15 protein-coding genes are annotated in these 12,350 nt (G+C 57.2%); 14 read left to right on the top strand and 1 reads right to left on the bottom strand.

All coding sequences use genetic code 11. The features are described 5' to 3' along the window. Window positions 1-47 precede the first annotated feature (47 nt). From PCH01S_RS13915 to PCH01S_RS13895, 5 genes are all read left to right on the top strand, one after another. On the top strand, window positions 48-617 hold the full coding sequence (locus PCH01S_RS13915) for a hypothetical protein (RefSeq protein ID WP_042230221.1): 570 nt from the start codon (window positions 48-50) through the stop codon (window positions 615-617). A 66-nt stretch (window positions 618-683) separates the two neighbouring features. After that, entirely contained in the window at window positions 684-1,094 is a 411-nt protein-coding gene (locus PCH01S_RS13910) for a RidA family protein (RefSeq protein WP_042230218.1), read from the top strand. Between the two features lie 115 nt (window positions 1,095-1,209). Beyond that, window positions 1,210-1,659, top strand: coding sequence for a hypothetical protein (locus PCH01S_RS13905; protein WP_042230216.1), 450 nt, complete (start codon window positions 1,210-1,212; stop codon window positions 1,657-1,659). Window positions 1,660-1,806: 147 nt separating this feature from the next. Further along, on the top strand, window positions 1,807-2,301 hold the full coding sequence (locus PCH01S_RS13900) for a GNAT family N-acetyltransferase (protein WP_042230214.1): 495 nt from the start codon (window positions 1,807-1,809) through the stop codon (window positions 2,299-2,301). A gap of 76 nt (window positions 2,302-2,377) precedes the next feature. Beyond that, window positions 2,378-3,067, top strand: a complete 690-nt coding sequence (locus PCH01S_RS13895) for a VOC family protein (protein ID WP_042230212.1) — start codon at window positions 2,378-2,380, stop codon at window positions 3,065-3,067. Here PCH01S_RS13895 and PCH01S_RS31360 read toward each other — a convergent pair. Continuing rightward, entirely contained in the window at window positions 3,026-3,388 is a 363-nt protein-coding gene (locus PCH01S_RS31360; RefSeq protein WP_241688927.1) for a hypothetical protein, read from the bottom strand. The two genes, PCH01S_RS13895 and PCH01S_RS31360, sit on opposite strands and share 42 nt — an antisense overlap. Here PCH01S_RS31360 and PCH01S_RS13890 point away from each other — a divergent pair. The 9 genes from PCH01S_RS13890 to PCH01S_RS13850 all read left to right on the top strand — a co-directional run bounded on the left by PCH01S_RS13890 (window position 3,329) and on the right by PCH01S_RS13850 (window position 12,297). Beyond that, complete coding sequence (locus tag PCH01S_RS13890) at window positions 3,329-4,207, top strand: zinc-dependent alcohol dehydrogenase family protein (RefSeq protein WP_407670224.1); 879 nt, start codon at window positions 3,329-3,331, stop codon at window positions 4,205-4,207. The genes PCH01S_RS31360 and PCH01S_RS13890 overlap by 60 nt on opposite strands. 73 nt (window positions 4,208-4,280) lie before the next feature. After that, entirely contained in the window at window positions 4,281-4,829 is a 549-nt protein-coding gene (locus PCH01S_RS13885) for an SGNH/GDSL hydrolase family protein (protein WP_042230210.1), read from the top strand. A 138-nt stretch (window positions 4,830-4,967) separates the two neighbouring features. Continuing rightward, window positions 4,968-6,323, top strand: a complete 1,356-nt coding sequence (locus PCH01S_RS13880; protein ID WP_042230208.1) for a TrkH family potassium uptake protein — start codon at window positions 4,968-4,970, stop codon at window positions 6,321-6,323. A 251-nt stretch (window positions 6,324-6,574) separates the two neighbouring features. Beyond that, window positions 6,575-7,525 carry an amidohydrolase family protein gene (locus PCH01S_RS13875; protein WP_042230206.1) on the top strand — a complete coding sequence of 317 codons (951 nt, stop codon included), beginning with the start codon at window positions 6,575-6,577 and terminating at the stop codon, window positions 7,523-7,525. Further along, the gene (locus PCH01S_RS13870; RefSeq protein WP_042230205.1) at window positions 7,522-8,931 is read left to right on the top strand and encodes an extracellular solute-binding protein; all 1,410 of its coding nucleotides are present in this window, start codon (window positions 7,522-7,524) and stop codon (window positions 8,929-8,931) included. Before PCH01S_RS13875 ends, PCH01S_RS13870 begins: the two co-directional genes overlap by 4 nt. Further along, window positions 8,928-9,797 carry a carbohydrate ABC transporter permease gene (locus PCH01S_RS13865; protein WP_042230204.1) on the top strand — a complete coding sequence of 290 codons (870 nt, stop codon included), beginning with the start codon at window positions 8,928-8,930 and terminating at the stop codon, window positions 9,795-9,797. The genes PCH01S_RS13870 and PCH01S_RS13865 overlap by 4 nt, the downstream gene beginning before the upstream one ends. A 13-nt stretch (window positions 9,798-9,810) precedes the next feature. Continuing rightward, window positions 9,811-10,710 carry a carbohydrate ABC transporter permease gene (locus PCH01S_RS13860; RefSeq protein WP_042230202.1) on the top strand — a complete coding sequence of 300 codons (900 nt, stop codon included), beginning with the start codon at window positions 9,811-9,813 and terminating at the stop codon, window positions 10,708-10,710. A gap of 110 nt (window positions 10,711-10,820) precedes the next feature. After that, window positions 10,821-11,111, top strand: a complete 291-nt coding sequence (locus PCH01S_RS13855) for a hypothetical protein (RefSeq protein WP_042230201.1) — start codon at window positions 10,821-10,823, stop codon at window positions 11,109-11,111. Between the two features lie 199 nt (window positions 11,112-11,310). Continuing rightward, on the top strand, window positions 11,311-12,297 hold the full coding sequence (locus PCH01S_RS13850; RefSeq protein ID WP_042230200.1) for a cation diffusion facilitator family transporter: 987 nt from the start codon (window positions 11,311-11,313) through the stop codon (window positions 12,295-12,297). The last annotated feature ends 53 nt before the right edge of the window (window positions 12,298-12,350 follow it).

The following is a 12,350-nucleotide window of genomic DNA, read 5'->3' as shown; positions in this document are numbered from 1 at the left end:
CCATAGGCAGCTTGTTCAGAGCGGAGCGGAGAGGAGAGGAGAATCTCGTGCTATTTTCGAAAAAAGACCCGGCCGATCCAAGGACGGACTTCGAGCGGGATCTGCTGCGACAGGCCAGGCGTCTGACTCCGGGAGAACCGCCGCCGCCCTGGCGTCTGCAGACGGTTATTGAGGCTGCGGGAGTAACGGCCGGCGGCTGGGACGGAGACGGCCGGATCGTCCTGATCGGCAGCGGCTACAGCATCACGGATGCCTTTACCGGGCAGCGGCTAGTCAGAGAACGCGACGAGGCGAAGACCGAAGGGCATCTCGACGCCGGCGGGTTAAAATTCGCCGTGCCGGAGACGGGGGAAGAGATCGGCGTCTTCGGGCTGGACGGTGGAGACGGCATTCAGATGAACGCCGAAGGCTGGAGGCTGGAGGTCATTTACCCGTGGTGGCCGAGAGCTTCCGTGATCCTCGAGAATGTTTTCTCCAGGGAGTACCGGTATTTGGCCGGAGCTGTTATGCTGGAGATTCCACGGCTCGACGGCTGGCTGAAGGGCGGTTTTTCACCGTCCGGAGAAGCGTTTATGGTGCTCGGGTCGGGCGGAGCGGCCGTTTTTGCCAAGCGTTAATTGCCGGTCTGCGAAAGAATAAAGAACGGACGGCAATCAGATTTATCGGAGAGGAAGAGAGAAACCATGACCAAAAGAAAGAATATCTCATCCGGTTCGCCGTGGGAGCCTGTTGTCGGATACAGCAGAGCGGTTAGAGTCGGCAATATCGTGGAAGTAGCGGGAACGACCGCCATGAAAGATGGAGCCGTTGTAGGCATAGGAGACGCGTACGCCCAGACGAAATGCGCACTGGAAATTATCGAAGAGGCGCTTAACCGGGCGGGAGCCAAATTGGCCGATGTCGTAAGGACGCGCATGTTCGTAACGGATATCGGCCGGTGGGAAGAGATCGGCAAAGCCCACGGGGAATTTTTCAAGGATATTCGTCCGGCATCCACGATGGTGGAGGTGCGGGCCTTAATCGATCCCGAGCTGCTGGTGGAGATCGAAGTTCAGGCCATTGTGAAGGAAACCTCTTCCGGTTTCGGAGATTGACCGCCTCAGGGCCTCCTTCTTTCTAGAGGGGGGGCCTTTTTCAGTTGCGGAGTGGATAGACCCCTATGGTATAATCAGGAAAATAACGGCTGTGCGGCAAAAAGGATGAACAGGCGTGAACGCTTTTCTCAAATTGAACGGAATCAGCGCGGGATATGCGTGTGTCGTTCTCGTATTCGGGCACGGTTTGCTATACGGAATGAACGTAGTCAAACCTCTCGGCCTATCTTATTCGATCTCGGTGAAGATGGTTGTCGGAGGAACGTTCCTTTTGGCCGGTTTGCTCACATGGTTCTGCATGCGGATAACGAAGAACTGGATGCAAGGCCGGGCGTCTGCCTTCTGGGCGGCGGTTCTGTGGTTTCCTTACTGGCTCTTGATCGGCGCTGTTCTGGCGCTTGTGCTTCCAGGCGAAGATAATTTCTACGCTATGTACATGCTGGCAGTGTTTCTAATACCCTTCTATCCGCTTTTCACCGCTACAGCGATCGGGATCAGCGCACTATGGCATGAATCCGCTAAAAAAAGGCAGAACCGGCGGACAGCCGGTACTAACATCCCTTAACTGTTCCGGCAAGATCAGCCTGGAGGCTGCGCCCTTGCCGTCTTTTGCACAAGTAAGCCAATGACTTGACCGTAACTTTCCGAAGCTGCTGCAATAGGCGCGTCTGTCTGCGGCCGCAAATCCATGATTAACGGGAGGCACTCACTTATGATCCGAATTTGTACCGAAAAAGATATCCGCGCTATTTACGACATTATTAACGATGCGGCCGCCGCCTACAAAGGAATTATACCGGCCGACCGGTTTCACGAGCCTTACATGACGATGGAGGAACTGCAAAGCGAGATCGGCAGCGGCGTAGTGTTCTGGGGGTATGAGGACGGCGGGCGTCTGATCGGGGTGATGGGCATCCAGGACAAAGGCGACGTTTTCCTCATCCGGCACGCCTATGTGAGGACGGACCAGCGCAAGGGGGGCATCGGCAGCCGGCTGCTGGCTTATTTGACGAACCTGACGGAGAAACCGTTCCTGATCGGTACGTGGGCAGACGCTTCCTGGGCGATCGCCTTTTATCTCAAAAACGGCTTCTCTCTTGTGCCCGAGGCGGAGAAGGAACGGCTGCTGCGCACGTACTGGACCATACCGGACCGGCAGATCGAAACGTCCGTCGTGCTCGGCGACCGCAGGCGTGAAGCGGTTTAGGGGAAGAAGAAGGGCTTGAATCCCTCGCGGTCATGAGCGTTCCGGGCCCGAGGATGAATCATAAGGAGTGAACATCATGAAAATAGTAGAACTTACCCTCCACGCTTCGAATCTATCCGAATTAAAACAATTTTACGGGGAGCGGCTGCGGCTGCCGTTGACCGGAGAGACCGGCGCCTCCTTTTCATTCCGGGCCGGGAATACGAACGTGACGTTCGTCCGCACGGCCCAGGATGACGATAGCTTCTATCACTTCGCATTCAACATTCCGGAGAATAAGATCGAAGAAGCGGCCGACTGGCTCCGGGACAGGGTGGAACTTCTCGGCGAGGAGGGGGACCCTGTCGTTCATTTCGAAAGCTGGAACGCCCATGCCGTATATTTCAAAGACCCGGCTGGCAATATTGTGGAGCTGATCGCCCGGCATAATCTTGACAATGCGTCGCAGAAACCGTTCGGCGAAGAAGATTTTCTGTGCGTCAGCGAAATCGGAATGCCGGTGGACGATGTGTCCGCCGCTTTGCGGGCTTTGAAGCGGGAGGCAGACCTGGAGGCCTGGATGACACCGAGCGATACGTTTGCGCCGGTCGGCGACGAGCACGGGCTTTTTATCGTGGTGAAAAAAGGCCGGGTCTGGTTTGCGGGCGAGAAAAGTTCGCATCCCCACCCGTTGTCCGTCCGAACGGACGGGAGTCTGGTGCGCCTCGACGACCGGGAAGGAATCTCATTCGGAGAGCCCGGAGAGAGCACGCCGGAAAGGCCGTAAACCGGGCGCGGCAGTTGGCGGATGAACGGTACCGTTTGGCGGCCCGGGCGCTGCACGGGGCAGGAAACCCGTCCGCACGTTGGCCGCAGATCCGTTCAGCGTATGCCGCCCCTGGCCCGGCTTCTGAAAATTGACATCACGGGAGAGAACAGCGTGCTTAACAAAAGCGTCTATTACGACCGGTTCGGCCCTCCGGCTGAAGTGCTGGAGATCCGCCGCACCCCCGTCGTCCCGCCCGGCCCGGGCGAGATCCGGGTGCGGATGCTGGCCCGGCCCATCAATCCGTCGGACCTGATCCCCGTGCGCGGGGCCTATGCCCACCGGATCGCCCTCCCTGCGGTGCCCGGCTACGAAGGCGTGGGAATCGTCGAGGAGACGGGCCCTTCCGTGCCGCCGGAGCTGCTCGGCAGACGGGTTCTCCCGCTGCGCGGCGAAGGGACCTGGCAGGAATCGGTCCTTGCGCCCGCCGGGCTGGCGATTCCGGTTCCGCCCGACATTCCCGACGAGACGGCCGCCCAGCTCTACATCAACCCGGTGACCGCCTGGGCGGTTTGCGGGGCGCTTCGCCTGAAGTACGGCGATACGCTCGTCGTCAACGCCGGCGGCTCGGCGATCGGCCGAGTGTTCGCGCAGCTGGCGGCGGTTTTCAACTATGAGCTTATTGCGGTTACCCGCAGCGAAGCTCATACGGAGGAGCTGCAGCGCCTCGGCCTGGCTCACGTCATCGTCACCGCCGGCACACCGCTTCGCGAGGCGGTGCTGTCCAAGACAGGCGGCCGGGGAGCGACCGCGGCCGTGGACAGCATAGGCGGCCCGGACGGAGCGGCTCTCGCCGGCTGCGTGCGGCCCGGCGGCACCGTGTTCAGCATCGGGCTGCTGTCCGGGGTGCCGGCGGACTGGGCGGCGTTGTCCCGGCTGTACCGGGTGGACGCCCGGCCGTTCTGGCTCCGGCACTGGATTCGCCATGCTTCCACGGCGGATTGGTTCGGGGCGTTCGAGGAGATTATGGAGCTTGTCCGGGACGGAAGGCTGAGCCTGATGAAGATCGCCGCCGGCTTCGGACTGGACGAGGTGCATGCCGCCGTGGCGGCTTTCGAGTCCGGGCGGGCCGGGAAGATCTTGCTGACAGGCGGGCGCTGATGAAGACCCGGCGGGGAACTGCGGCTGTGTGCCGCTGCATGTTCATCATGAAATAACAGGAGGCTGCGCGAAGATGAAGAAAGTGATGCTGCTGGGGGATTCGATCCGGATCGGCTATCAGCCGCTGGTGAGGGCCGCATTAGAGGGACAGGCCGAGGTCGTAGGGCCGGAGGAAAACGGCCGTTTTGCCAAGCATACGCTCTGGGGGGCGAACTTGTGGATCAGAGATCTCGGGACGCCGGATATTATCCATTGGAACAACGGGCTTTGGGATCTTCACCATGAGGCGCCGATGGTCGAAGCGCTGACCTCTCTGGATGAATACATTCTGACGCTCGGACGAATTCTCAATGAGCTGCGAAGGACGGGAGCGGCGGTTATTTTTGCTACGACTACGCCCGTTCCGGTCGATGCCATAGGCAGAAGCAACGCGGAAATAGACGCATACAATGCGGCCGCAGCGGAGCTGATGCGGCATCACGGCGTGGAAATCAACGACTTGAACGCCGTCGTCAAGCGCGATCTGCAAAGCTTTATCTGCGAGGATAATCTGCACCTAAGCGAAGCGGGCAACCGGGCCTGCGCCGATAGAGTGATAGAGGCCGTCCGCAAATACATATGAGAAGGAAGAAATAGACGGGCGCGTGCCCGTGAAGGGCTCCGTCCCTTAATCTCGGGAAAGCTCACCGATCGGGTGGCTTTCCTTTTCTTTTTTGGGTAGGATAGAGGGGAATGTGTTTGTGAGAAGGAGATTAGGAACATGGGTAAAAAACGAAGGATTCTGGTCCGCTTTACGCCTCCGCAAATTTTGGCGCTCGGAATCCTGGCTATTATTTTAATAGGATCGGTGCTGCTTTCGCTGCCTGCCGCCTCCTCCACCGGAGAGCCGATCTCTTACTTGGACGCTTTTTTTATGTCGACTTCGGCGGCATGTGTGACGGGGCTTTCCGTGCTGAACGCGGGCGTGCATTTTTCGCTGTTCGGCCAGATCGTCATCCTTATGCTGGTTCAGGTGGGCGGGCTCGGATTTATGACGATGGCGACCTTGATCGCGCTCGTGCTTCGCAAACGGATCACCCTCAAGGAGCGGCTTCTTTTGCAGGAAGCGATGAATCAAGGGTCCGTGGAGGGCATCGTGCGGCTGATCCGCAAGGTGCTGACCTACGCGCTTGCCATTGAGTTGGCGGGAGCGGTTCTCCTGGCGGTACGCTGGGCTTTCGACATGCCGCTTGGACAAGCGGTTTACTTTGGCGTGTTTCATAGTATTTCGATCTTCAATAACGCCGGTTTCGATTTGTTCAGCAGTCTGCCCGGAGCCCAGGGAAGCCTGATGGCGTATGTGAACGATGCTTACGTGAATATCGTAGTTATCGGGCTTATGATTCTGGGGGGGATCGGATTTATCGTCATAGCGGACTTGCTTGACTTCAAGCGGACCCGGAAGCTGACGCTCCACTCCAAAGTTGTGCTTACGGCAACAGGCCTGCTGATTCTGCTGGGTTCCGTCGTGGTCTTTATCTTCGAGTACACGAACCCGCTGACGATGCAGCCGCTTAGTCTTCCGGGCAAAATCTTCGCCGCTTTCTTCCAGTCGGCAACGACCCGGTCGACGGGTATGAATACGATCGATATCGAATCGTTCCGCCAGGCAACCCAGTTCTTCGTTATTATCCTTATGTTTATCGGGGCGGCGCCGGGTTCAGCGGGCGGAGGGATCAAAATCACGACGTTCGCGATTCTCTTAGGCGCCGTCATTACGATGGTCCGGGGCAAGGAGGATATCGTGTTTTTCCGCAAAAGACTCCCGGAGGAACGCATTTATAAAGCGACGACGCTAACGCTGGCATCCCTCATTCTGGTCGTGACGGGTACGATGATTCTGTCGGTTCTGCAGGACGGTCCTTTTATCAAAATGCTGTTCGAGGTCACGTCCGCTTTCGGTACGGCCGGCATTTCCCTGGGGCTGACGCCGGAGCTTACTTCACCGAGCAAGGTGCTGATGGCGATCCTGATGTTTGTCGGCCGGCTGGGTCCGCTGACACTTGCCTACGCGCTGACACCGAAGGGGACGAAAGAGCTGTACCGCTACCCGGAAGGAAAAATTACAATCGGGTAAGGGGCCGCGTCTTCGCCGGGATCAGAAAAAAGAGTTTGACAGTTTTTCAGCGGCGTTTTATAATTCCTAGTATTCCCATTGGATAAAAGAATAATTTGTTGACCAGACCACTGGAGACACTATTTCGCTTAACGCGGATAGTGTCTTTTTTAGTTGGCGGGCACCTGCCCGACGAAGGAATCCCGGTTCCCTCAGGGGATGAATGGTGCCGGGGGATGCAGGGAGAGCAGCAGGAGAAGGAGGAAGGGACCATGTTCAAAGACGGGTTCAAAGTCTTCGATATTCACGGGCACTTGCCTTACGCGCAGCAGTTTGTCAAACACGATGAAGTGATCGACGGCGCACAGGCCGCACGGGGAGAGCGGATGCGGCTCACCTGGGATTTTCCGTCCGGACCGGACACCGGTCCGGGTGCGGGGCGGCCGCTTATCGACCGCTGGGCCGACGAGCTCGACAAGTACGGAATCGGGGGATTGAATTTTCTTACCGCCAGGGGAAACGACGATCTAAAGGAACAAATTTCCAAGTATCCCGGCAAATTTACGGGCTTCGCCCATCATTCCATCGAAGCGCCGGATGCGGTGGAAGAGCTGCAGCGGGCCGTAGACGAACTGGGGCTCCGGGGTTACAAATTGTTCGGTCCGCTTATCCAGACGTCGCTGGACGATCCGTCGCTCCGGCCGGTTTGGAGCTTCCTGGCGGAGCGCAAGCTGCCCGTGCTGATCCACTTCGGGCTTCTGGGGCATACGGGCGGCATCGTGCAGCACCGGAACATCAATCCCTTGGCCATTTTTAACGTGGCCCGGGAGTTTACGGACATCCCGATCCTCATTCCGCACTTCGGAGCGGGCTACTATCAGGAGCTGCTGCACCTGTGCTGGGGATGCCCGAACGTGATCGTCGACACGTCCGGCTCCAACCAGTGGATGCGGTGGGCGCCCTACGACCTGACGTTGGAAACCCTCTTCCGCAAAACCGTGGAGCTGATCGGTCCCGAACGCGTCGTGTACGGATCGGATTCCAGCGGCTTTCCCCGCGGGTACGTCTACCGCTACTTGCAGGATCAGGTTCGCGTATGCAGGGAACTGCGTTTCCGTGAAACGGACATACAGAGCATTTTCGGCAATAACGCGAGAAGGCTGCTCCGTCTTCCGGATACGGCCGCAAGCGTTCAAGAACATAAAGGGGTTGAAGTCCTATGAGCAGCAAATCGGAAAAAAACAACGGGAAAACAGAGCAGCGTCAAAAAGGCAAGCCGCAGCCCGCGTTTTTCCGTCTTGCGGTGTTAACGCTGACCGCCGCGCTGAGCGCGGGTTTGATGGCCGGCTGCTCGGGGAGCAGGTCCGCTTCCGGGGACGGCGCCAAAGACGCATCCGGGCAGCAATCCGGGGACGCGGGCAAGGACGAGAAAGTCACGATCGAGTACTGGCAGTACCAGTATCCGGTCAAGGTGGATCTCATCAATTCGCTTATTAAAGAATTCGAAAAGACGCACCCGAACATTACCGTCAAACAAACCAATTTCCCTTACGACCAGTATAACGAAAAGGTGGCGACGCTGATCCCGGCCGGCAAAGGACCGGATGTAATCAACCTGTACTACGGCTGGCTTCCGAAATACACGGCATCGGGTTATTTGCAGCCTTTGCCGAAGGAATCGTTCCCGGATTCGAAGATCAAAGAAGAATTTTTCCCGTTCGTCGAAGCGGCTAAAATCGGCGGCAGCTACTATGCGATTCCGACGGCCGTCCGGACGCTGGGGCTCTACTACAACAAGGATTTGTTTGCAAAAGCGGGTCTGGACCCGGCTAAACCTCCCGCGACATGGGAGGAACTCGTGGACTATTCGAAGAAGTTGACCGAGAAGGACGCCAAAGGCGAATTTGTCGTCGAAGGCATGGCCTGGCAGCCCAATTCCCAACTGCATCACTGGTACCGGGATGCGCTTGTATATCAGGCCGGCGGCAAAGATATCAGCGAAGACCGGAGGCGCGTCCTATGGAACGAGACTCCTGCGGGACTTCAAGCGTTCAAGTATCTGCTTGATTTTGCCACCGTACATAAGGTCGGAACGAAAGATTTTTACAACGATGATATTACGGCGTTCAAAGGCGGCCATGCGGCGATGAATATCGACGGCTCGTTCCAGCTCGGCGGACTCAAGAAGGATGTGCCGAATCTGAATTTCGCCGTGGCCCCGCTGCCCGCGTACAAAGGAAAAGCCACGCAAGCTTCTTTCTGGGCCAACGGAATCACCAAGAACGCCAAAGGGAAAAAGCTCGAGGCGGCAACCGAATTCCTCAAGTTTTTGACGAGCAAAGAGGTGCAGGAGCAGTGGGTGGAAAAAGTCGGCGAGCTGCCGGCATCCAAAGCCGTCGCCCTTCAGGATAAGTACGCCAAGGACGAGAAAATCGGCCCGTTCATCCGCCAGCTCGGCGATGCCAACGCCCACTTCTTTGTGGATGAAAAGCTGGAGCGGGACTATTTCGTGCAGGCCGCGGACAGCGTCGTGCTGAACAAAGTTCCCGCTGAGAAGGCTTTCGAGGAACTGGTGGCCAAAACCCAGAAGCTCTACGACGACTATTGGGCGAAGCAGGCTAAAAAATGAAGCGGCAGCGGCTCTTTTTCGTTTACGCCTGCCTGCTCGTTCCGCTGCTGTTTTTCATCGGCGTCCGGATCGTCCCCATCGTGTATTCCTTTCTGGTCGGCTTCCGCGAATGGGATCTGCTGTCGGAGGAGAAGCCGTTCGTCGGTTTCTCCAATTACGTTGCTTTATACCATGACCCGGTATTCCTGACTTCGCTCCGAAATACGGTTTTTTACGTCCTGCTCGGGGTACCCGGGCAGCTTGCGGCCGGGCTTGCCATTGCCTTGCTTCTTCGGCGGATTATCCGGTTCAGAGCTTTTTTCCGGACGGTTTACTTCCTGCCCTACGTCACCAGCGTCGTAGCCGTGAGCTGGGTGTTCCGCTGGATCTTCATGAAGAACGGCATCGTCAACGGCCTTTTGCTCCAATTGGGCCTGCCGTCCCAACTGTTCCTCGGTTCGCCGGACCAAGCTATTTTTATCGTCACCGCCGCTATGATCTGGCAGAACCTCGGCTTTCAAATGCTGATTTTCCTCACGGGGCTGGAAAATATCCCGAAAGAATACGAGGAAGCGGCCGCCATCGACGGAGCGGGTGCGTGGCAGCGGTTCGTGCATGTGACGCTGCCCCTGCTGAACCCGGTCCTGCTGTTTTCCGTCATTATTGCAAGTATTTCGTATCTGCAGTCTTTCACCCAGATTTTGAACATGACGTCCGGGGGCGGGCCGCTTAACTCTACGAAATCCGTCGTGGTGTATATTTACGAGCTTGCGTTCAAGCAGTTCAATATGGGGCAGGCTACCGCGGCTACCGTCGTCTTGTTCCTCCTTATTCTTCTCTTGTCGCTGCTGCAGCTTAAAACGTTGAACCGAAAAGTCGAGTATTAAAAGGAGAACGGCCATGAGCAAATATGATTGGGCCGCGGAGCATGCCGGATTCCGAAGGCGGGGCAGCGAACAAGCAGTCAAACGTACAGCCCGGTATCGTATCCGTGCGTCTGCCTTTTCCGCTTATTTTCTTCTGGGCGCGGGCGCGATTGTAATGCTGTTTCCTTTCCTGTGGATGATCGCGACCACGCTAAAAACGCCGCAGGATGTGTTTTCTCTGAGCCTGATTCCGCCGGAGGCCACCTTGGACAACGTCCGGACGCTTTTCGCGGAGACGCTGTATGCGACCTGGATCGTCAATAGTCTGGTCGTTGCCGTCATTACGACGGTCTCCGTCTGCTTTTTCGATACGGTGGTCGGCTACATTTTGGCGAAATTTACGTTTCCGGGTAAAACCGTCATTTTCGTCGGCATCCTAAGCACGCTGATGGTCCCGACCGAAATGCTGATCATCCCATGGTATCTGCTTGCCGCTAAGCTGGAGCTGGTCGATACTTACCTGGGTGTTCTTTTTCCGGGCCTCATTTCCGCGTTCGGCATCTTTCTTATGAAGCAGTTCATGGAATCCGTTCCGCGCGATCTGCTAGATGCGGCCCGTATCGACGGGATGGGCGAGTGGGGCATTCTGCTCCGCGTGGTCGTTCCGCTGGTCAAGCCGGCGCTGGCCACGCTGTGCATTTTAACCTTTCTGGGCAGCTGGAACGCGTTTATCTGGCCGCTGATCGTCACGCAGACGCCGGAGCATTTGACGATCCCCGTCGGGCTTGCGTTTTTCTCCAGCGAATCGGGTGACAGCGGAAGCTGGACGCTCATCATGGCGGGCGCCGCTATCTCTATCCTGCCTCTGCTTGCGGTGTTTCTGCTGTTTCAGAAGCAGATTATCCGCGGCATCGCCATGACCGGATTCAAATAAGCCGGGTAAGGATGGGGAGGCTGCGGGAGTAGCATGTCGGCAGTCGGGAAACCTATCATCGGAACCTTTTCCGCGAGGATAGCGACAACGATGACGAGGAGGAATGCGCAGTGAGCAGGCAGACCGAGAGCGGAAGGCAAGCGGACACGCCGGCAAAGACCGGGCCCGGAGCCAGAGGCTTAACGGATACCCGGGGCGGTGAAATCCGCCAGTCCGCTTTTGAAGACGTAACGGCAGGCGGCAAGTCCGCCGACGATACGATTCCGCTCAAAATATTCGAGGATGTCAGCGCCCACGAGCGGATCGGGCTGCGGGCCGACGATTCGGCGGCCGACGGCGAAGTGGATCTGGACCCGTCGGGCGCGATCCAGTCCAAAGAAAGACAGAACGTCTGGAGCTGACCGGTCCGGACACGAATCCCCTTTCTATTGCATGGCTGTCGGCAAGAATGACTTGCCCGAAGCGCGCAAATGAAAGGGGGTTTTTCGGGTTGGACAATGAAACCGCTTTTACCCTTCCCGCGTATGGATGATTTGGCGGAATGGTTTCGTGGTAACCTATCCCTAAACTACCTTTTTACCTAGGAGGATTTATTTTCTTATGAGCCCGGATGCTGAACGTACGAATTGGTTGGAATTGATCAAGAAAGGCAATATGTCTTCGGCTACGGCGGCCTTGGGCAATACGATAATTGCCATCGTAAAAGGTGTCGCCGCATCGCTCACGGGCAGCGGTGCCATGTTTGCGTCCACCATGCACTCCATTGCGGATGCCGTCAACCAGATGTTCGTATTTACCGGAAGCGTACTTGCGGAGAAAAAGGCGACCCGCCGATTTCCGACGGGTTTCGGCCGCGTCATCAATATCTTCTGCATGATTGCGGTTCTCGTCGTCACCTTCATGGCCTACGAAACGATAAGAGAAGGGCTGCACCTGCTGCAGCAACCGGCCGAATCGCACGGATTTTGGCTGAATCTTTCGGTTCTGATCCTGTCGATCGTGATTGACGGCTACGTGCTGTACAAGGCGATGAAGGAGGTCATCAAAGAATCCAGGGCGGAAGCGTCCGGTTTTGGAATCGTCAAGGCTTCCTTCAAGCATGTGAAACGTGCGGCGCCTCCGACGCGGCTCGTCTTCTACGAAGATCTGGTTGCGACCACGGGTGCTCTGCTGGCACTTATTGCGGTGGTGGTTACCTCGCTTACGAATTTCAGTGCCCTTGACGGGTTGATGACTGTCCTGATCGGTTTGCTTATGATATTCGTCGCGTTCCGCGTCGGCTACGACAATATGGTCGGCCTCATCGGCGTATCCGCGCCTCCGGACGTGGAGGACAAGGTGTCCGCCCTTATCTTTGCCGAATCGCTGGTGACGGACATTTATCAGCTGCGCGTTCTTCAGGAAGGCCGGTACTACCATGTGGAAGGCTTGATCGAACTGAAACCGGGCCTGACGCTTGCCGAAGCGGACGATATCAAATTCCGTGTGCGCGACAAGCTGCTGGGAGACCCCGATATCGCGGACGTCACGTTGGGGATTCTCGAAGACAACGGCGTGAAAGACTGGGTGCCCGCCGCCGACCGGTAACCGGTAACGGCCTCCGATCGAATCGTTTAAACCTTTTCAACCGTGGAAAAGAT

It is taken from the genome of Paenibacillus chitinolyticus NBRC 15660 (genome assembly GCF_000739915.1).
Lineage (GTDB): Bacteria > Bacillota > Bacilli > Paenibacillales > NBRC-103111 > Paenibacillus_F > Paenibacillus_F chitinolyticus.
The sequence above is the reverse complement of the archived record's forward strand: the minus strand, read 5'-3'. Positions and strand labels throughout refer to the sequence as shown.

Coding starts and splice junctions, on each gene's coding strand:
- PCH01S_RS13895 (WP_042230212.1), top strand. CDS start 2,378: ATGAAAATAGTAGAACTTACCCTCCACGCTTCGAATCTATCCGAATTA.
- PCH01S_RS13900 (WP_042230214.1), top strand. CDS start 1,807: ATGATCCGAATTTGTACCGAAAAAGATATCCGCGCTATTTACGACATT.
- PCH01S_RS13870 (WP_042230205.1), top strand. CDS start 7,522: ATGAGCAGCAAATCGGAAAAAAACAACGGGAAAACAGAGCAGCGTCAA.
- PCH01S_RS13865 (WP_042230204.1), top strand. CDS start 8,928: ATGAAGCGGCAGCGGCTCTTTTTCGTTTACGCCTGCCTGCTCGTTCCG.
- PCH01S_RS13850 (WP_042230200.1), top strand. CDS start 11,311: ATGAGCCCGGATGCTGAACGTACGAATTGGTTGGAATTGATCAAGAAA.
- PCH01S_RS13885 (WP_042230210.1), top strand. CDS start 4,281: ATGAAGAAAGTGATGCTGCTGGGGGATTCGATCCGGATCGGCTATCAG.
- PCH01S_RS13910 (WP_042230218.1), top strand. CDS start 684: ATGACCAAAAGAAAGAATATCTCATCCGGTTCGCCGTGGGAGCCTGTT.
- PCH01S_RS13880 (WP_042230208.1), top strand. CDS start 4,968: ATGGGTAAAAAACGAAGGATTCTGGTCCGCTTTACGCCTCCGCAAATT.
- PCH01S_RS13890 (WP_407670224.1), top strand. CDS start 3,329: ATGCTGGCCCGGCCCATCAATCCGTCGGACCTGATCCCCGTGCGCGGG.
- PCH01S_RS13860 (WP_042230202.1), top strand. CDS start 9,811: ATGAGCAAATATGATTGGGCCGCGGAGCATGCCGGATTCCGAAGGCGG.
- PCH01S_RS13875 (WP_042230206.1), top strand. CDS start 6,575: ATGTTCAAAGACGGGTTCAAAGTCTTCGATATTCACGGGCACTTGCCT.